This is a genomic window from Kitasatospora misakiensis, assembly GCF_042656005.1.
Classification (GTDB): domain Bacteria; phylum Actinomycetota; class Actinomycetes; order Streptomycetales; family Streptomycetaceae; genus Kitasatospora; species Kitasatospora misakiensis.
In genome coordinates, this window is record NZ_JBHSOF010000013.1 from 53,536 (window position 1) to 73,333 (window position 19,798).

Below are 19,798 nucleotides of genomic sequence, written 5' to 3' on the forward strand. Positions count from 1 at the left end.
CTCTGCCCCCAGGACCCCTGAACCGTGCCCTGGTGCTTCTGCTGGCGGTCGCCGTCCTGAGCACCACGGGCTACTTCGGCTACCTTGTCTGGACGGACGACAGTTGCGCCGACGGCGTGACGAGGGTGCAGCACGAGTGCGTCGGCGTGACGGACGGCTCCTACGTCTTCACCGACGACCTGGGGCCGGTGACCGCGCGCATCAAGGAGGAGAACGACAGTGTCGCCGGGAAGAACCCGGTCACCGTCGCCCTGATGATCCCGCTGGTCTCGGACGCGCAGGCCGAGCGGCGCGAGATGGTCGAGCAGGTCCAGGGCGCCTACCTGGCACAGCACCGGGCCAACCTCGACAGCGGCCACCAGCCACCGGTCCGGCTGGTACTCGCCAACCCGGGCAAGGGGTACGGGCAGTGGAGGCGGGTCGCGGACCAGCTGGCGCGGTCCGCCAAGGGCAAGGAGAACCTGCGGGCGGTCACGGGCATCAACATCAGCATCACCAACGCGAAGGACGCCGTCGGTCACCTGACCGCGAAGCTCGGCATACCGGTCGTCGCGGGCCCGATGACCGCGGACGACATCGCCAACACCACCGCCGAACCGGACGGCTTCCCCGGTCTGGCCCGGGTCGCCCCCAGCAACACCGACCAGGCCAACGCCCTCACCTTCTACGGGGCCGACATCAAGCCCGCCGAGAGCCTGGTGATCGAGGACACCCGCAAGAACGACAACTACATCTCCACACTGCGGGAGGCCTTCGCCAGGCTCACCAAGGGAGCGCCCCACAAGCCGGAGTCCTTCGAGTCCCCGGAGGACTTCAACCAGGAGGGCAACCTCGGCGGGGAGTTCCAGCGGATGGTGCCGGGAATCTGCAACTCCCCCGCACGGACTCTCTTCTTCGCCGGACGCCCGGTCCAGCTGCGGCTGTTCCTCGTCGCGCTGGCCAACCGGAAGTGCGACAAGCCGTACACGGTCATCACCGGCTCGCACGCCTCGACACTGATGGTCGACCAGAAGTTCGAGAAGGAGTGGGAGTCCCTCAAGTGGAACGGCGGGACCACCGTGCGCTACACGGCGCTCGCCCACCCCGACGCCTGGGGCCCGCAGAGCACCGCGAGCACCGGAGGCTCGAAGGAGGCCATGGCCGACCTCGCCGGCCGGCTCACCGAAGAGGCCACCAAGCAGCCCGAGCGGATCGGGCCCGCCAGCCTGCGCGACGGCCGGGTGATCATCACCTACGACGCGGTGTCCACCGCCGTCGCCGGGATCCGGCTGGAGACCGACAGCTCCGGGAGGATGCCCGGGCTGCGGGAGGTCGCCCTGAGCTGGCGCCGTCTGCACAACGACATCCGAGTGGACGGCGCGAGCGGCTGGATCTGTCTCGACAGCAACGGGAACCCGCACAACAAGGCCGTACCCGTCGTCCACCTCGACCCCGACTCCCGCAACGCCGTCCTGGACGCCGTCGCCTGGCCGCTCGGCCACGCCCCCGACATCAACTGCTCCATCGGCGCGTAGGCCCGCTCCTTCGGATCACGTCCGGTGGCCGGCGTGATCCGAAGGAGCGGCGCGGGTCAGCGGCAGGGGAGCAGGGCGAAGCTGTAGCCGCGGGCCTTGAGGGTGCGCAGGATGCCGGGCAGGGCGGCCACCGTCTGGCTGCGGTCGCCGCCGCCGTCGTGCAGCAGGACGACGGAGCCCGGGGCGACCCGGTCGAGGACCCGGCGCTCGATGGCGGTCCGGCCGGGCCTGGCCCAGTCCTGCGGGTCCACGCTCCACATCTGGACGCTCTTGCCGAGCCGGGCCGCGCCGGAGCGCACGGCCGCGTTCACCCCGCCGTACGGCGGGCGCAGGCAGCGCGGCGTGGTGCCGGTCTGGGCGCGGATGCGCGCGTCGGTGGCCGTCACCTGGGAGTCGAAGGCGGACTTGGAGAGGGACCGCAGGTCGGGGTGGGACCAGCTGTGGTTCTGCACGCTGTGGCCCTGCTCGTGCACCCGGCGGGTGACGGCGGGGTTGGCGGCGACGTTCTGGCCGATCTCGAAGAAGGTGGCGCGCACCCCGAACTGGGAGAGCACCGACAGGACCTGAGGGGTGTACCGGGGGCTCGGGCCGTCGTCGAAGGTGAGGTAGACGACCTTGCTCGCGGCCGCCTGGGCGGGGACGGCGGGCAGGGCGACGACGGCGGTGGCGGCCGCCACCAGGGTGCCGATCGCGAGACGGGCGGCGCGGCGCCTCCGGGGCCGGTCCGTTGCACGGGGCGAAGTCACGGGTCCTCCCAACGGCCGCGGAACCGGAACGAACCCGGTGCCCGCCCCCCTTCCCCGGCCCTCCGTCCAATGTAAGCGGTCCGCCCCCGTACCGTCCCGGGATGGACGGTACGGGGGCGGACTTCGGCCAGACCCTTCGTCAGCGGTCAAGCGGTCAAGCGGTCAAGCGGTCAAGCAGACATGAGGTCGGCGGTGGCGACGATGTCCTCGGCCACCTCCCGGGCCTGGCCGCGGATCTCGGGGATCGCGGTGCTCTCCAGCAGGCTGCCCCGGCGCAGCGCGCCGAGCGTCCACAGCGGGGCGGCCGGGGCGCCGGCGGCGGGCCGTACCCGGCCGCGGGCGTCGGTGCGGAAGCCCTGGCCGAGGTCGTCGGCTTCGGCCAGCCCGGCGCCGAGCAGGACGGCCACCAGCGGGTCGGGCACCCGGCGGAGATCGGCCGACGGGCCGGTGCAGTTGACCACGGCGCCGACCGTCAGGGAGCGGCCGTCGTGCAGCCGGACCCGGACGCCGTCCTGGACGGGGGTCGCGTCGGCGATGTCGCCCGGTCCGACGCTGATCCGGCCGTCGGCCGCGGCGGCGGCGAAGGCCCGGGCCGTCGCGGGCGCGGCCCGGTGCCGGTGGACGTCCCACAGGCGCCGGTCGTCGGTCTGGAACCGGGCGCGGTCGGTGGGGGAGAGGCCCTGCCAGAGCGCGGCGGTGACGGGGCGCAGGCTGTCGATGCCGACCCGCCAGTCACCGTGGGTGCGGCGGCAGGCCGAGACGTGGGCGAGCAGGGCGCGGCGCACCCGGGGCAGGCCGGCCGCCGGGTCGACGTCCGGTGGCCGGGCCGCGGGCAGCGCCGTCGCGGCGTGCGGGAGGGGTACCAGGCCGTGCCGGGAGACGGCGTGGACGCGCCGGCCGGGGCGGGCCAGGGCGAGGGCGACGTCGATCATGGTGAGGCCGGTGCCGACGAGCAGGACGTCGTGCTGCTCGGGGAGCCCGTCGAGCGCCCCGGGGGCCCATGGGTCCGCGACGAACCGCGGCGAGCGGCGGAGCCGGGCGGGCGCCCAGGCGGAGTCCGGCGGGAAGGTGCCGAGGGCGAGCACCACGGCGTCGGCGTCCAGCCGGCGGCCGGTGCCGAGCCGCAGCGACAGGCCCGGGCCGGACCGCCGGGCGGCGACGACCCGGTCGTTCACCCGGTGCAGTCGCCCGGGGCCGGAGCGGGCCGCGGCGGTCGCCAGCACGTCGCCGAGGTAGGCCCCGTAGAGCCGGCGCGGGACATGGTCCGCGGCGGAGTGGGCGCCGGGCGCGTGCCGGGCCAGCCAGTCGACGAAGTCGTCCGGCTCCTCGGCGAAGGCGCTCATCCGGCCGGCGGGGACGTTGAGCAGGTGCTGGTCGGCCGTGGTGGCGTAGGCGGTGCCCCGGCCGGGCGCCGGGGCACGGTCGATCAGCCGGACGTCCAGGGCGATGCCGGCCCGGGCGGCGCGGCGCAGTAACTGTGCCGTGGTGAGCGCGCCGGACGCGCCCGCGCCCACCACGGCGATACGGCGAGGATTCTCGGTCATGGGTAGGGTCCGGCCTCTCCGGGGGTCGGGTCAGGCGGACTTCACGAGTCCGGCGCGGTAGGCGAAGGAGACGAGCTGGGCGCGGTCGCGTACGTCCAGCTTGCATCTGAGGCGGTACAGATGGGTGCGGACGGTGGTGACCCCGATGGAGAGCTGCTCGGCGACCTCCTCGGTGGAGAGTCCGCGGGCGAGGAGCAGCAGGACCTGCCGTTCCCGGGCGGTGAGCTCCTCGTGGGGGGCGGCGAGCTCCTCGGGGACGCGGCGGTTGCTGCGCCGGAACCAGTCGACCAGACGGGTGGTCAGCTCGGGGGCGAGCGTGGTCTGTCCCTTGGCGGCGGACCTGATGCTGGCGGCCAGCTCCTGTCCGGTCGCGTCGCGCACCAGGACGCCGTTGACGCCGAGGTGGAGCAGGGCGGCGACGGTCTCGTCGTCGTCGACCATGGTGAGGGCGACGATGCGGGGTATCGCGTCGCCCGGTTCGCGCATGAGCCGCCGGATCAGCTCGACCCCGCTGATCCCGTGGAGTTCCAGTCCGCAGAGGACCACGTCGGGGCGCCGGGTCCGGGCGAGCACGATCGCCTCGATCCCGCTGTCGGTGGTGCCGACGACCAGCATGTCGGGCTCGGCTTCGATGAGGCTGCGCAGGCCGTCTCGCACGATGGGTAGATCGTTGCAGACCAAAACTCGGAGGGGCATGGTGCCGTCCTCGTCTCGCAGGAGGTGGTGCCTTGTGGGCCGGGGGTGGCGGATGCACACGTCAAACTAGTCAGCGAGTTGACTCATGTCCATCAAGATCGCAGGCGAAACGGGCGTCAACTCCTTTCCGCACCACGGAATTGATCTCAGATCAGGCGGGACGCACCCACCGATGGACTCAACGCGGCTAAGCACAGCGTTGAGGCGGCGGCCCGCGGAACTCAATGCGGTGCGGACGCGCACGGCCCGCGGCGTCGGTACGTTCGGCGCGGCCGGTGCCCCCTGGCCGCCGGTCCCCGTCCATCCGCCCGATCCCCAGGAGGCCCCCATGGTCGTCTGCCCCGAGTGCGACGAAGGGCTCGCACTGCCCGCCGATCCCAGGCTCGGTGAGGTCCTCGACTGCGCCGGCTGCGCCAGCGAACTCGAAGTCCTCGCCGTCGACCCGGTCCTGCTCGGCCTCGCGCCGGAGGTCGAGGAGGACTGGGGCGAGTGACCGAGCGCCGTTCCCTGTGGGGCCATCGCGATTTCACGGTGTTCTGGGCCGGGGACACGGTGGCCCAGTTCGGCAGCCAGATCACGCTGCTGGCGATCCCCCTCACCGCTGCCGTCACCCTGCAGGTGGACGCGCGCGCGATGGGCGTCCTCAACGCCCTGTCGTACCTCCCGTTCCTCGTCCTGACGCTGTTCGCCGGCGTCTGGGCCGACCGCTCACGGCGGCGGCCGGTCATGCTGGTCAGCACGGTCTGCCGGGCGATCGTGCTGGCCGGCGTGCCGCTGCTGTACGCCGCCGACCTGCTGACCATCGGCTGGCTCAGCTTCGCCGCGCTGCTGGCCGGCGTGTTCACGGTGCTGTTCGAGGTCTCCTACCAGGCCTACCTGCCGTCCCTGGTGGACCGCGAGGACCTGCTGGAGGGCAACAGCAAGCTCCAGGTCAGCGCCTCCGTCGCGCAGGTCGCCGGGCCGGCGCTGGCCGGCTGGCTCGCGGGCTGGCTCTCGCCCCAGGACGCCGTGCTGATCAGCGCGATCGCCTTCGCGGTGTCCGCGACCGGCCTCGGCCTGGTCCGCCGCCGGGAGGAGCCGCCCGAGCGCGCCCGGGACCGCAGGCCGGTGCGCCGCGAGATCGCCGAGGGACTGCGCTTCACCTTCGGCAACCGGGTGCTGCGGGCCTGCGTGCTGGAGGCCGCGACGTACAACATGTTCTGGCTGGTGCTGGAGACGGTCTTCCTGCTGTACGCCACCCGGGAGCGGGGCATGTCGGCCGGCACGGTCGGCCTGGTGCTCGGCGGCGGCGCGGTCGGCTCGCTGGTCGGCTCGCTCCTCGCCAAGCGGATCTCCGAGCGGCTGGGCGTCGGGCCGACGGTCTCGCTGGCCATGGTGGTCGGCTGCGCGGCCCCGGTGCTGGTGCCGCTGGCCGGCGGACCGCGCCCGCTGCTGCTGGCGCTGCTGGTGCTGTCGTTCTTCGTCGGCGGGGTCGGCACCATGGTGGCCAACATCCAGGTGGTGAGCCTGCGTCAGACCATCACGCCGAACGCCCTGCTCGGCCGGATGAACGCCAGCTACCGGTTCGTCTCCTGGGGCGTGGTGCCGGTCGGCGCGCTGCTGGGCGGCTGGCTCGGCGGCGGCATCGGCCTGCGGCCCACCCTCTTCGTGGCCGCCGCGGGGCTCTTCGCCTCGGCGCTGTGGATCGTGTTCTCGCCGATCCGGGCGATGCGCGAACTCCCGCCGGCGGCGGACGGCCCGGCGGACGGGGTGGCGGACGGGGTGGAGGACGGCACAGCGGACGAGGCCGACCGCGCGGGCAAGGCCGACCGGGTTGACCGGCTCGGCGAGCAGGACGAGCAGAACGCCGAGACGGTCGGCTGACGACCGGAGGAACGGGGAGGCGGCAGTGGTGAACACGGTGCCGGTACAGGAGTTGGTGGTACGGGCGGCCCTCGCCGCCCCGGACGCGACCGCCGTCGTGCAGGGCGAGCGGCGCCTGACCTACCGGAGCCTGGTGGCCCGGGCGGCCGGGCTGGCGGCCCGGCTGCGGGAGGCGGGGGTGGGCCGCGGCGACCGGGTGGTGCTGGCCGCGAGCCGGTCCCCCGAGCTGGTGGTCGGGATGCTCGCCGTCCTCCAGGCCGGCGCGGTCTACGTCCCCGTCGACCCGGGCCACCCGGCCGAGCGGCTGGCCTTCCTGGTCCGCGACGCCGACGCCCGGCTGGTGCTCACCGAGCCCGCCGTGCGGGCCGTCCTGCCGGAGCTGCCCTGCCCCTCGCTCGACCTGCCGCGTGACGGTGCGGACGAGCGGGTGCCGCAGCCGGTGGAGGTCGGCCCGGACGACCTCGCCTACTGCGTCTACACCTCCGGCTCCACCGGGCTGCCCAAGGGCGTCGAGATCCCGCACGCGGGCCTGTCCAACCTGGTCGCCTGGCACACCGGGGCCTACGGTCTCACCGCGCGGGACCGCACCACCCAGCTGGCCGGCCTCGCCTTCGACGCCGCGGTCTGGGAGATCTGGCCCACCCTGGCGGCCGGCGCCGAACTGCACCTGGCCACCGACCGGCACCGCTCCGCCCCCGAGCTGGTCGGCTGGCTGGCCGAGGCGGGCATCACGCTCGCCTTCCTGCCCACACCGCTGGCCGAACTCGTCCTCGACGAGCCGTGGCCCGCCGGCACCGCGCTGCGCCACCTGCTGACCGGCGGCGACCGGCTGCACCGGCGCCCGCCCGCCGGCCTGCCGTTCACCCTGGTCAACCACTACGGGCCGACCGAGTGCACGGTGGTCGCCACGGCCGGCGCCGTCCCGCCCCTCGACCCCGCCGACTCCTCGGGTACGGGCGACCCGGCCGACCTCGCCGGTGCCGCCGGGGAGCCGTCCATCGGGTGGCCGATCCCCGGCGTCGAGGCGGTGCTCCTCGACCACCGGCGCCGGCCCGTCCCCGACGGCGAGCAGGGCGAACTCCACCTCGCCGGTGCCGGACTGGCCCGCGGCTATCTCAACCGCCCCGACCTGACCGCCGAACGCTTCGTCACCCTGGAGCCCGGCGGCCCCCGGTACTACCGCACCGGAGACCTCGCCGTGCGCCGGCCCGACGGCAGCCTGCGCTTCGTCGGCCGCGAGGACGGCCAGGTCAAACTGCGCGGCTTCCGGATCGAACTCGGCGAGATCGAGTCCGTCCTGTGCGGCCACCCGCTGGTCGCCGCGGCCGCCGTCACCCTGCGCGAGGACCTGCCCGGCGGGCCGGGGCTGGTCGCCCACCCGGTGTTCCGCCCCGGCGCGACCGCGACCGGGGCCGAACTCCGCGGCTGGCTGGCCGAACGGCTGCCCGGCCACCAGGTCCCCACCCTGTTCCTGCCGCTGCCGGAACTGCCGCTCACCCGCAACGGCAAGGTCGACCGCGCCGCGCTGCCCGCCCCCGAGGACACCCGCGCCGCGCTGACCGGCGAGTTCGTCGCCCCGCGGCCCGGCGCCGAGGCCGAACTCGCCGCGCTGTGGCAGGAGGTGCTCGGCACCGACCGGGTCGGCGCCCTCGACGACTTCTTCCTGCTCGGCGGCACCTCGCTGTCCGCCGCCCGGGTCGTCAGGGCCCTGCGGGAGCGGCACGGGCGCGAGCTGAAGTTCACCGCGGTGTTCGCCGACCCCACCGTCCGCGGCCTCGCCGCCGCCCTGGCCGCCGCGCCCGCCGGACCGTCCGCATCCGCTGGACCGCCCGCACCCGACGAGCTGCCCGCCGACCGCTCCCGGCCGCTGCCGCTCTCCCCGGCCCAGCGCCGGATGTGGCTGCTGAGCCGGCTCGACGACACCGGCGCCGCCTACCACGTCCCGCTCGCCCTCGACCTGCGCGGCGCCCTGGACCGGCCCGCCCTGCACCGCGCCCTGCGGCACCTCCTCGCCCGCCACGAGGCCCTGCGCACCACCTTCGGCACCGAGGACGGCCGGCCCGTCCAGCTCGTCCACGCCCCGCCCGCCGAGGGCCTGCCCGCCCTCGACCTGCCGCTGCACGAGGCCGGGACCGAGGAGGACCGGCGGGCCTGGACGGCGCGGTTCGCCGCCGAGCCGCTCGACCCCGCCACCGGCCCGCTCCTCCGCGCCGCACTGCTCCGCCGGGACGAGGACCACCACGTCCTCGTCCTGGTCGTCCACCACCTCGTCCTCGACGGCTGGTCGCTCGGCCTGCTCGGCCGCGACCTCGCCGACCTCTACCGGTCCGAGACCACCGGCGCCCCCGCCCCGGCGCCGCCCGCCGTCCAGCCGGCCGACCTCGTCCCGGCGCTCCGGCAGGAGGCCGAAGCGGCCTCCGAGGGCGCGCACGCCGCCTACTGGCGGCAGGTCCTGGCCGGCGCGCCCCAGGAACTCGGGCTGCCCACCGACCACCCCCGGCCGCCCCGGCTCACCAACCGGGGCGCCCGGGAGACCGTCCTCGTCCCGCCCGCGCTGCTGGACCGGCTGACCGCGCTGTGTCGCGCCGAGGGCGTGACCCCGTTCACGGCCCTGGTGGCGCTCTGCCAGGCCTACCTCGCCCGGGTCACCGGCGCCGAGGACATCGTGCTCGGCAGCGCCGTCGCCGGGCGCACCGTGCCCGGCGCCGACCGGCCGATCGGCTGCTTCATCAACACCCTGCCGCTGCGCACCGATCTGAGCGGCGACCCGGGCTACCGCGAGCTGCTCCACCGGGTCCGGGCGGTGGTGCTCGGCGCCTTCGCGCACCAGGAGACGCCCTTCGAACGCATCGTGGAGCTCGCCGGCGCCGGCCGCACGGCCGACCAGAACCCCGTCTACCAGGTCATGTTCACCCTGGAGGACGCGCACCGGGCCGAGTTCGACCTCGGCGGCCCGCACGGCGGCCCGCACGCCGCCGTCGTCGAACTCGACGCGGGCACCGCGCGCGCCGACCTCGGCCTCTCCGCCACCCCCTGCCGGGACGGCCTGCGGCTCACCGCCGAGTACCGGACCGACCTGTTCACCGCGCCGACCGTACGCCGCACCCTCGCCGCGCTGACCACCCTGCTCGACGCCGCGCTGGCCGACCCGGAGCGGCCGTTCACCCGGCTGCCGCTGCTCGACCCGGACCAGTACCACGAGCAGGTCCACACCTGGAACGACACCGCCCGACCGTTCGAGGACGGTGCCACCGTGCACGAGCTGTTCGAACGCCGGGTGGACGCCGACCCCGAGGCCGTCGCGCTCGCCTTCGAGTCCGAGACCACCCTGAGCTACGCCGAACTCGACCGCCGCGCCAACCGCCTGGCCCACCGGCTGCGCGCCCTCGGCACCGGCCCCGGCAGCCGGGTCGCGGTGTGCGTCGAACGCTCGCCGGACCTCGTCGTCGCCGTGCTCGGCGTCCTCAAGGCCGGCGGCGCCTACGTCCCGCTCGACCCGGACTACCCGGCCGACCGGCTCGCCTTCATGCTCGCCGACAGCGCGGCGCCCGTGGTGCTCACCCGGTCCGCCGTCCGCGACCGCGTCCCGCCGACCTCGGCCGCGGTGGTCGAACTCGACACCGACCCGGAACTCGCCCGGCAGCCCGACCACCGGCCCGACCCGGCCGCCGGACCGGACGGCGCGGCCTACGTCATCTACACCTCCGGCTCCACCGGCCGCCCCAAGGGCGTGCTGATCGAGCACCGCTCGGTCGGCAACTTCATGGCCAACGTGCACGAGCTGTTCGGGCTCGGCCCGCAGGACCGGATGCTGCAGTTCGCCTCGCTCAGCTTCGACGTCTCGGTCTTCGAGATCTTCGGCGCCCTGACCAGCGGCGCCCGGCTCTGCCTGGCCCGCCGGGAGACCCTGCTCTCGGTCCGCGACCTCACCCGCTTCATGACCGAGCAGGGCATCACCGTGATGGACATGCCCCCCGCGGTGATGAAGCTGCTCGACGGCCGGGGCTTCCCGAGCCTGCGGATCTGCTTCGTCGGCGGCGAGGCCTTCTCCGGCGGACTCGTCGACGACTGGTCGGTGCCCGGCCGGCGGTTCGTCAACGGCTACGGCCCCACCGAGGGCACCGTCACCGTCATCGCCGAGGAGTGCGAGCCCGGCCGGTACACCGGCTCCCCGCCGATCGGACGCCCGATGGGCAACATGCGCGCCTACGTCCTGGACCGCAACGGGCAGCTGCTGCCGGCCGGTGTCCCCGGCGAGCTGTGGATCGGCGGCGCGGGCCTAGCCCGGGGCTACCTCGACCGGCCGGAGCTCACCGAGGAGCGCTTCCGGCCCGACCCCTTCGCCGGGCCGAAGGGCGCCCGGATCTACCGCACCGGCGACCTCGTGCGCCATCTGCCCGACGGGCGGCTCGACTTCCTCGGCCGCGCCGACGACCAGGTCAAGCTGCGCGGCTTCCGGATCGAGCTCGGCGAGATCGAGGCCGTGCTCGCCGACCACCCCGCCGTGCGGGCCGCCGCCGTCCTGCTGCGCGAGGACACCCCGGGCCACCCCCGGCTGGTCGGCTACGCCGTCCCCGACGGCCCTGCGGCTGGCCCCGACGCCGCAGCGCTGCGCGCGCACCTCGCCGAACGGCTGCCCGGCCACATGGTGCCCGACGTCCTGGTCCTGCTGGACGCCCTGCCGCTGAGCCCCAGCGGCAAGACCGACCGGCGCGCCCTGCCCGCCCCCGCCGCGGCCGACCTCGGCGCCACCCGCGCCCACGTCCCCCCGCGCAACCGGCGCGAACGCACCCTCACCGAGCTCTGGCGGACCCTGCTCGACCTGCCCGCGCTCGGTATCCACGACAACTTCTTCGAACTCGGCGGCAACAGCATCGCCGCCGTGCAGCTCGTCTGGGAGATCCACCGGGCCTTCGGTGTCGACCTCCCGCTGCGCGAGGTCTTCGACCACCCCACCGTCGCCTCGCTCACCGCCCGGGTGGAGACGGCCATGCTCGCCGCCCACGCCGCCCGAGGCCAGTCCACCGCGGACCCGAAAGGCACTGCCCGATGACCCAGCACCTGCCCGAGCTCTCCGCCGAGGAACGCGAGCGGCTGCTCGACCTGCTCCAGGACGAGGCCGCCGACGAGGCCGCCGACGGCCCCGCCGACCGGATCCCCCGCCACTCCGGGGACGGCCCGGCCCCCGCCTCGTACGCCCAGCGCCGGCTCTGGTTCGTGGACCGCTTCGACCCCGGCAACCCCGCCTACAACGTGCCGCTGGCGGTCCGGATCACCGGCCCCCTCGACCTCGCCGCGCTGTCCGCCGCGCTCGACCTCGTGGTCGCCCGGCACGACGCCCTGCGCACCACCTTCCGCGAGGCGGACGGCGAACCCGTCCAGCTCGTCGCCGCCCCCGCCCCCGTCCCGCTGCCCGTCCTGGACGGCGCGGCCGGCGGACCGGCCGAGGCCTGGATCGGCGCCGAGACCCGGCGGGTCTTCGACCTCACCACCGGCCCGCTGCTGCGCGCCGCCGTGCTGCGTGAGAGCGCCGAGGCGCACGTCCTCCTGCTGGTCGCCCACCACAGCGTGGTCGACGGCTGGTCGCTCGGCGTCGTCCTGCGTGAACTCGGCGAGCACTACACCGAGCTGAGCGCCGGCCGCCCCCTGCGGCCGGCCGCGGCCCCCGTCCAGTACGCCGACTTCGCGGCCTGGCAGCGCGGCCGGCTGGACGACGGCGCCCACACCGCCGACCTCGCGCACTGGCGGACCGCCCTGGACGGCGCGCCGGCCGTCCTCGACCTGCCCCGCGACGCCCCCGAACCCGGCGCCGCGCGCCACACCGGGGCGGTCCGCTCCGTCCGCCTCCCGGCCGCCACCCTGGCCCGGCTGCGCTCGCTGGGCGCCGCCACCGGCTCCTCCACCTTCATGGTGGTGCTGACGGCCTTCCAACTGCTGCTCGGCCAACTCACCGGCAGCACCGACGTGGTGGTCGGGGTGCCCACCGCCGGCCGCTCCCGCCCCGAACTCGCCGACGCCGTCGGCTGCTTCCTCAACACACTCGCCCTGCGCGCCGACCTCACCGCCGCTGACGGCGCGGCCGACGGCCCCGGCTTCCGCACCCTGCTGGAGCGCGTCAACCGCACCGCGCTGGACGCCTACGAGCACCAGGACCTGCCCTTCGAGCACCTGGTCGAGGCGCTGCGGCCCGAGCGCAGCACCAGCCACACCCCGATCTACCAGGTGATGTTCAACCACACCGGCACCGTCGAGCTGACCGGGCACCTCGGCGGGCTGCCGCTGGAGTTCCTCGCCCCCGAGGACCCGCCGGCCAAGCTCCCGCTCACCCTGTACGCCCGCGAGGACGGCGCGGAGCTCGTCCTGGAGGCCGTCTTCCAGCGGGCGCTGCTGCGGCCCGAGCGGGTGGCGCACCTGCTCCGCCAGCTGGTCCACCTGCTGGAGCAGGCCGCCGCCGACCCCGAGCGCCCGGTCGGCCGGCACAGCCTCGCCCTCCCAGGCGCCGGCCTGCCCGACCCGGCCGCCCCGCTCGCCACCGCCCCCGGGCCCACCGTCCGCGCGCTGCTGCACGCCCGGGTGCTGGCCGACCCGGCCGCGCCCGCCGTCGAATGCGGCGACGTGCGCTGGACGTACGCCGAGCTGTGGGAGCGCGCCGAGGAGATCCGCACCGCGCTCGGCCTCGACCCGGACGCCGCCGAGCGGCCGGTGGTCGCCGTCTCCGGCCGCCGCGGCCCCGCCCTGGTCGCCGCCCTGGTCGCGGTGCTGGCCGGCGGCGGCGTGCTCGCCGCCGTCGACCCCCGGCTGCCCCGGCTGCGGCAGCAGAGCGTGCTCGCCGAGTCCGGCGCCGCCCTCGTCGCCCTGGTGACCGGCCCCGAGGAGGAGGAGTCCCCGCTGCGGCGCGACGGCGTCACCGTGGTCGAGGTGGCCGCCGCCACCGGCCGGCCCGCCGCCCCCGCGCCCAAGGCCGAGGAGGGCCGCCGGTACGAGCGCGCGGCCGGCTACCTGTTCTTCACCTCCGGCACCACCGGCGTCCCCAAGGGCGTCCTGGGCCGCGAGACCGGCCTCGGCCACTTCCTCACCTGGCAGCGCGACACCTTCGGGCTGGGCCCCGGGGACCGCACCGCGTTCCTCACCGGCCTCTCCTTCGACGTGGTGCTCCGCGACCTGCTGCTGCCGCTGGTCTCCGGCGCCACCCTCTGCGTCCCCGAGCGCGTCCCCGCGCGGGGTGACGCGCGGGGCGACGAGCTGATGCCCGGTGAGCTGCTCGGCTGGCTCGCCGAGCAGCGGATCACCGCCGTGCACACCGTGCCCGCGCTCGCCTCCGCCTGGCTCGCCGAACGGCCGGCCGGCGCCGCCGGACCGGACGCCCTGCGGCTGGCCTTCTTCGCCGGCGAGCCGCTCACCGGCGGCCTGGTCGACCGCTGGCGGGCCGCCTGCCCGGCGAGCGAGGTGGTCAACCTGTACGGGCCCACCGAGACCACCCTCGCGGTCTGCTCCTGGACCGTGCCGCCCGGGCCGGCCGAGGGCGTCCAGCCGGTCGGACGGCCGCTGCCCGGCACCCAGGTGCTCGTGCTGGACGAGGCGCTCGGCGGCTGCGGCGTCGGCGAGGTCGGCGAGATCGTGGTCCGCTCGCCCCACCGCAGCCTCGGCTACACCGGCACCGGCCCGGGCACCGACGCGTGGATCGTCAACCCGGCCACCGGCGACCCCGAGGACCTGCTCTACCGCACCGGCGACCTCGGCCGCCACCGCCTCGACGGCGGACTGGAGATCCTCGGCCGCCGCGACCGCCAGGTGAAGATCCGCGGCGTCCGGATCGAGCCCGACGAGGTCGCCGCCGTCCTCGCCCGCCACCCCGGCGTCCGCCAGGCCGCCGTCACCGCCCGGACCGTGCCCGGCGGCGACATCCTGCTCACCGCCTACGCCGTACCCGCCACCACCCCCGCGCCCAGCCCGGCGCAGCTGCGCGGCTACCTCGGCAAGCGGCTGGCCGCCGCGGCCGTCCCCGCCGCCTTCCTGTTCGTCGAGCAGATCCCGGTCACCGCCAACGGCAAGACCGACTGGGCCGCCCTGCCCGAGCCCGAGGCCGTGGCCGAGGAGGAGTGGACCGCCCCGCGCACCCCCACCGAGCAGCGGCTGGCCGCCCTGATGGCCGAACTGCTCCAGCGGGACCGGGTCGGCGCGCACAGCAGCTTCTTCGCCCTCGGCGGCCACTCGCTGCTGGCGATGCAGCTGGTCTCCCGGGTCGCCGAGGCCTTCGCCGTCGACCTTCCGCTCAAGGCCGTGTTCGAGAACCCGACCGTCGCCGGGCTCGCCGAACTCCTCGACACCGGGGCGGAGACCGCCGATGCCCACTGACCACCCGATGCCCACTGACCACCCGATGCCCGCCGACCACCCGATGTCCCCCGACCACCCGATGTCCCCGGCCCAGCGCAGACTCTGGTTCGTCGACCGGCTCTCCCCGGGCACCAGCGCCTACACGGTGCCGCTGTCCGTCCGGCTGCGCGGCGCGCTCGACCTCACCGCGCTGCGGGCCACCCTGGACGCCGTCGTCGAACGGCACGCGGTGCTGCGCACCACCTTCCACCTGGTCGACGGCGAGCCCGTCCAGCGGGTCCACCCGCCCGCCGCCGTGCCGCTGCCGGTCCACGACGCCACCGCCGGCCCGGCCGCCGACCCCGCTCCCGACCCCGGGCGCCTGGTGGCCGAGAGCGCCGAACGCGCCGCCGCGCGCACCTTCGACCTGGCCACCGGGCCGCTGTTCACCGCCGAACTGCTGCGGCTCGGCCCGGACGAGCACATCCTCACCCTCACCGCGCACCACATCGTCGTGGACGGCTGGTCGCTCGGCCTGCTGCTCACCGAACTCGGCACCCTGTACGCCGACTTCGCGGCCGGCCGACCCGCCTCGCTGCCACCGCTGCCGCTGTCCTACGCCGACTGGTCCCGCCGCAGACGCGCCCGGGCCGACGACGGCGGCGCCGAACCGGAGCGCAAGCACTGGCGCACCGCCCTGGACGGCGCCCCGCCGCTGCTCGAACTGCCCACCACGCACCCGCGCCCCGACCCCGCGCGGGCCCGCGCCGGCGGCCCCGGCGCCCTCTACACCACCCGGCTGCCCGCCGGCCTCACCGAGGACCTCGCGGAACTCGCCGAACTCCACGGCGTCACCCTGTTCATGGTGCTGCTCGCGGCCTTCGACGCCCTGCTGCTGCGCTGGACCGGCCAGACCGACCTGGTGGTCGGCACCCCGGTCGCCGGCCGGCTCGACCCCGACACCGAGCCGCTGATCGGCTGCTTCGTCAACACCCTGCCGCTGCGCGTCCGGGTGGACCCGGAGCGCGGCTTCGCCGAACTCCTCAAGGAGGTCCGCGAACGGGCCCTGGACGCCTACGAGCACCAGACGCTCTCCTTCGAGGAGATCGTCGACGCAGTCCGCCCCGACCGCTCGGCCGGCCTCGCCCCGCTGTTCCAGGTGATGTTCGCGGTCAACAACACCCCGCGCCCGGTCACCGGCGGGCCGCTCGCGCTGGAGCCGCTGCCCACCCTGCGCACCGAGGTCAAGTACGACCTCAACATCACCGCCGAACCGGTCGGCGACACCGTCGAGCTGTTCGTCGAGTACCGCACCGACCTGTTCGACGAGGCCTGGCCGGAACGTTTCCTCGGGCAGTTCCGCACCCTGCTGGAAGCCGCCGTCGAGGACCCGGACCGCAGTATCGGGACGCTGCGCCTCCTGCCCGCCGCCGAACGCCGGCGCGTCCTGCACGAGTGGAACGCCACCGACACCGCCTACCCGCCCGCCGCCGCCGTCCACGAGCTGTTCCACCGCCGGGCCGACCTCGCCCCCGACGCCGTCGCCGTCGCGTACGAGGGCACCGAGCTGACGTACCGGGAGCTCGACGAGCGCGCCAACCGCCTCGCCCACCACCTGCGCGGGCTCGGCATCGGCCGCGGCGACCGGGTCGGCCTCTGCCTGCACCGCTCCGCCGAACTCGTCGTCGCCCTGCTCGCGGTGCTCAAGGCCGGCGCCGCCTACCTGCCGCTCGACCCCGGCTACCCGGCCGAACGGCTGACCCTGCTGCACGAGGACGCCGCCGCGGCGGCCGTGCTCACCCACACCGCCGCCCGCGACAGCGTCCCCGCCGGCGCCCGCCGGATCGTCGACCTGGACCGCGAAGCCCCGCTGATCGACGCCCGGCCCGCCCACCGACCCGACCCCGGCACCGGCACCGAGGACACCGCGTACGTCATCTACACCTCCGGCTCCACCGGCCGGCCCAAGGGCGTGGTCACCAGCCACCGCGCCATCCTCAACCGGATCCAGTGGATGCAGCAGGAGTACCGGCTGGGCCCCGAGGACAGCGTCCTGCAGAAGACGCCGTACAGCTTCGACGTCTCGGTCTGGGAGTTCCTCTGGCCGCTCGCCGCCGGCGCCCGGATCGTCCCGGCCCGCCCGGACGGCCACAAGGACCCGGCCTACCTGGCCCGGCTGATCCGCGCCGAGCGGATCACCACCGCGCACTTCGTGCCCTCGATGCTGGAGGTCTTCCTGGAGGTCCTCCCGGCGGTCCCCCCGGCGGCCGGGGGCGCCGCCGGGCTGCCGGGCCTGCGCCGGGTGATCTGCAGCGGCGAGGCCCTGCCCGCCGACCTCGCCCGCCGCTTCCTCGCCGCCGCCCCGCACTGCGGCCTGCACAACCTCTACGGCCCGACCGAGGCCGCCGTCGACGTCAGCCACTGGGCCTGCCGCCCCGACGAGCCCGGCCCGGCCGTCCCGATCGGCCGCCCGGTCGCCAACACCCGGCTCTACGTCCTGGACGCCCACGACGAGCCCGTCCCCGTCGGCGTCGCCGGGGAGCTCTGCATCGGCGGCGTCCAGGTCGCCGACGGCTACCTCGACCGGCCCGAACTCACCGCCGAGCGCTTCGCCACCGACCCCTTCCACGGCGGCCGGATGTACCGCACCGGCGACCTCGCCCGCTGGCGCCCCGACGGCGCGCTCGACTTCCTCGGCCGCCGCGACGACCAGGTCAAGCTGCGCGGCTTCCGGATCGAGCTCGGCGAGGTCGAGGCCGCCCTGCGCGCCGTCGACGGCGTGCGCGCCGCGGTCGCGACCGCCCGCGACCAGCGGCTGGTCGCCTACGTCGTCGGCGACCGCGAACGGCTCGACACCGCCCGGCTGCGGGCCGCGGCCGGCCGCACCCTGCCCGAGCACCTGGTGCCCGAACTCGTGGTGTGGCTGGACGCGATCCCGCTCTCGCCCAACGGCAAGGCCGACCGCGCGGCCCTGCCCGACCCCGGCGGGATCGCCGCCGAGGGCACCCTGGTCGCCGCCCGCGACGGCCTCGAACTCGCCCTGACCGCCCTCTGGGAGGACGTCCTCGGCCGGCGCCCGATCGGCGTCACCGACGACTTCTTCGACCTCGGCGGCACCTCGCTGCGCGCCGTGCGACTGCTCGCGCGGGTCGCCGCCGAACACGGCACCGAACTGCCGCTCGCCTCGCTGTTCTCCGGCGGGGCCACCGTCGAACGGATGGCCGCCCGGCTGCGCGAGGGCGAGGCCGGCGGATGGTCCCCGGCCGTCGCGCTGCGCGCCGGCGGCACCCGGCCCCCGCTGTTCTGCCTGCCGCCGGCGGTCGGCAACGCGCTCAGCTACCTCGACCTCACCCGGGCCCTGCCCGCCGACCAGCCCGTCCACGGCCTCCAGTCCTACGGCCTGGACAGCGGCCAGCAGCCGCTGGAGAGCCTGGAGGAGGCCGTCGAGCACTACCTGTCCGCCGTCGTCGCGATCCAGCCCGAGGGGCCCTACCACCTGGTCGGGTTCTGCATCGGCAGCGTGGTCGCCTTCGCGCTCGCCCACCGGCTGCGCGCGACCGGTCGCGAGGTCGCCTCGCTCACCATGCTCGACGGCGGTCCGCCCAACCTCGACAACGGCCTGGAGCAGGCCGACGAGGCCGACCTCGCCGCCTGGTTCGCCTGGGAGCTCGGCCGCGCCGCCGACCGCCGCCTGGAGATCGACCCGGCCGAACTGCGCGGCCTGGACGCCGAGGGGCGCACCGACGCCCTGCTCGCCAGGGCCGCCGCCGACATCCTCCCGCCCGACACCGCCACCGGCCAGTTGTCCCGGCTGATGGCCGTCTTCATGGCCAACGTCCGGGCCGTGCGCGGCTACGCACTGCGGCCCTGGGACGGCCCGCTGACCCTGGTGGCCGCCGCCGAGGAGGCCGACAGCCCCGTCACCGGCTGGCAGCGGTACGCCACCGGCGGGCCCGCGATCCACCGGATCCCCGGCGACCACTACACCATGATGCGGCCGCCGCACGTCCACCGGCTCGCGGACCTGCTGGCCCGCGCGACCGGGGCCCCTCAGCGTCCCGGGACCTCTCAGCCACCCGGGACCCCCGGGAGCCACCGGCGAGCGCCTCGCACGGCCCTCGCCACCGAACAGGGAGTTGACGATCCGTGATCTCAGCCCGACTGCCCCGCAGCTACGATCCCGACCGGCTGGCCGAGGACTTGGAGCGGCTGCGCGCGCTCCCGCAGGCGCCGCAGCCCGGCCCGTACCACGACGGCGAGTGGACCGGCGTGGACCTCTACGCCCGGGGCGGCGGCACCGGCGCCGCCCCGCAGCTCGAACCGTTCCGCCCCACCGCGGCCCTCGACCACGCCCCGTACCTGGCCGAACTGCTGGACGGCCTGGAGTGCCCGAAGCTGATGGTCCGGCTGCTCACCCTGCCGCCGGGCGCCGACATCGGCGAGCACAACGACGCCGGGTGCAACCCGCAGTTCGGCTCCGTCCGGCTGCACGTGCCGATCCGCACCCACCCCGACGTGGTGATGGTCGTGGGCGGCGAGCGGATGCGCTGGCAGCCCGGCGAGCTCTGGTGGGGCGACTTCGCCCGCCGGCACTGGCTGCGCAACGACAGCGAGGTCACCCGGGTCCACCTGGTGATCGACGTGCTGGTCAACGACTTCGTACTCGGCCTCTTCCCCGAGGAGCTGGTCGAGCGCTGGCGCGGCGAGGGCACCGGGATCTCCGCCCACCGGCCCGCACTGCCCGTCACCGAGGCCGAACTCGCCCCGTTCACCGGCCGGTTCACCCTGCCGAACCAGCTGATGCCGCTGTTCGGCCTGGGCAAGGACCTCGGCGAACTGGTCGAGGGCGCGGTCGCCGAGGTGGCGGCTGAGCCGGACCGCCTGGTGGTGCGGCTCAACGGCGACCCGGCCTTCGCCCTGGAGCGGGTGGCCGCCGACCGGTTCTCGGTGGTCGGCCAGCCCGCGGGCATCAGCTGGGAGGTCGACGCGGGCAGCGCGCCGACCGTGGTCGTCCGGGGCGTGCCCGAGGACCTCTACGCGGCCCAACTGGGCTTCCAGCGCGGGCCGATCGTCCCGGAGCAGCGGTTCCCGCTGGCCGCCGCCTGAGGGAGGCCCGCTC

The 19,798-nt window shown here is 75.6% G+C and carries 10 protein-coding genes; 7 read left to right on the forward strand and 3 right to left on the reverse strand.

Annotated elements, in window-relative coordinates; all coding sequences use genetic code 11:
- Positions 1-32: 32 nt before the first annotated feature.
- The gene (locus ACFP3U_RS12980; protein ID WP_380225597.1) at positions 33-1,514 is read left to right on the forward strand and encodes a hypothetical protein; all 1,482 of its coding nucleotides are present in this window, start codon (positions 33-35) and stop codon (positions 1,512-1,514) included.
- A 56-nt stretch (positions 1,515-1,570) separates the two neighbouring features.
- On the opposite strand, the gene ACFP3U_RS12985 is transcribed toward ACFP3U_RS12980, so the two are convergent.
- From ACFP3U_RS12985 to ACFP3U_RS12995, 3 genes are all read right to left on the reverse strand, one after another.
- Complete coding sequence (locus ACFP3U_RS12985; protein ID WP_380225598.1) at positions 1,571-2,260, reverse strand: polysaccharide deacetylase family protein; 690 nt, start codon at positions 2,258-2,260, stop codon at positions 1,571-1,573.
- A 170-nt stretch (positions 2,261-2,430) separates the two neighbouring features.
- Complete coding sequence (locus ACFP3U_RS12990; RefSeq protein WP_380225599.1) at positions 2,431-3,804, reverse strand: FAD/NAD(P)-binding protein; 1,374 nt, start codon at positions 3,802-3,804, stop codon at positions 2,431-2,433.
- A 30-nt stretch (positions 3,805-3,834) separates the two neighbouring features.
- Complete coding sequence (locus ACFP3U_RS12995) at positions 3,835-4,500, reverse strand: response regulator (protein ID WP_380225600.1); 666 nt, start codon at positions 4,498-4,500, stop codon at positions 3,835-3,837.
- A 328-nt stretch (positions 4,501-4,828) separates the two neighbouring features.
- Here ACFP3U_RS12995 and ACFP3U_RS13000 point away from each other — a divergent pair, with 328 nt between their 5' ends.
- The 6 genes from ACFP3U_RS13000 to ACFP3U_RS13025 are packed head-to-tail and all read left to right on the forward strand — an operon-like array spanning position 4,829 to position 19,785.
- The gene (locus ACFP3U_RS13000; protein ID WP_030301771.1) at positions 4,829-4,993 is read left to right on the forward strand and encodes a lysine biosynthesis protein LysW; all 165 of its coding nucleotides are present in this window, start codon (positions 4,829-4,831) and stop codon (positions 4,991-4,993) included.
- On the forward strand, positions 4,990-6,363 hold the full coding sequence (locus ACFP3U_RS13005; RefSeq protein ID WP_380225601.1) for an MFS transporter: 1,374 nt from the start codon (positions 4,990-4,992) through the stop codon (positions 6,361-6,363). Before ACFP3U_RS13000 ends, ACFP3U_RS13005 begins: the two co-directional genes overlap by 4 nt.
- Before the next feature lie 25 nt (positions 6,364-6,388).
- Entirely contained in the window at positions 6,389-11,416 is a 5,028-nt protein-coding gene (locus ACFP3U_RS13010) for an amino acid adenylation domain-containing protein (RefSeq protein WP_380225602.1), read from the forward strand.
- Positions 11,413-14,718 carry a condensation domain-containing protein gene (locus tag ACFP3U_RS13015; protein ID WP_380225603.1) on the forward strand — a complete coding sequence of 1,102 codons (3,306 nt, stop codon included), beginning with the start codon at positions 11,413-11,415 and terminating at the stop codon, positions 14,716-14,718. The genes ACFP3U_RS13010 and ACFP3U_RS13015 overlap by 4 nt, the downstream gene beginning before the upstream one ends.
- Entirely contained in the window at positions 14,708-18,829 is a 4,122-nt protein-coding gene (locus tag ACFP3U_RS13020) for a non-ribosomal peptide synthetase (RefSeq protein WP_380225604.1), read from the forward strand. The genes ACFP3U_RS13015 and ACFP3U_RS13020 overlap by 11 nt, the downstream gene beginning before the upstream one ends.
- Positions 18,826-19,785 carry an aspartyl/asparaginyl beta-hydroxylase domain-containing protein gene (locus tag ACFP3U_RS13025; RefSeq protein WP_380225605.1) on the forward strand — a complete coding sequence of 320 codons (960 nt, stop codon included), beginning with the start codon at positions 18,826-18,828 and terminating at the stop codon, positions 19,783-19,785. The genes ACFP3U_RS13020 and ACFP3U_RS13025 overlap by 4 nt, the downstream gene beginning before the upstream one ends.
- Positions 19,786-19,798 lie beyond the last annotated feature (13 nt).

Coding starts and splice junctions, on each gene's coding strand:
- ACFP3U_RS13020 (WP_380225604.1), top strand. CDS start 14,708: ATGCCCACTGACCACCCGATGCCCACTGACCACCCGATGCCCGCCGAC.
- ACFP3U_RS12995 (WP_380225600.1), bottom strand. CDS start 4,500: ATGCCCCTCCGAGTTTTGGTCTGCAACGATCTACCCATCGTGCGAGAC.
- ACFP3U_RS13000 (WP_030301771.1), top strand. CDS start 4,829: ATGGTCGTCTGCCCCGAGTGCGACGAAGGGCTCGCACTGCCCGCCGAT.
- ACFP3U_RS12990 (WP_380225599.1), bottom strand. CDS start 3,804: ATGACCGAGAATCCTCGCCGTATCGCCGTGGTGGGCGCGGGCGCGTCC.
- ACFP3U_RS13015 (WP_380225603.1), top strand. CDS start 11,413: ATGACCCAGCACCTGCCCGAGCTCTCCGCCGAGGAACGCGAGCGGCTG.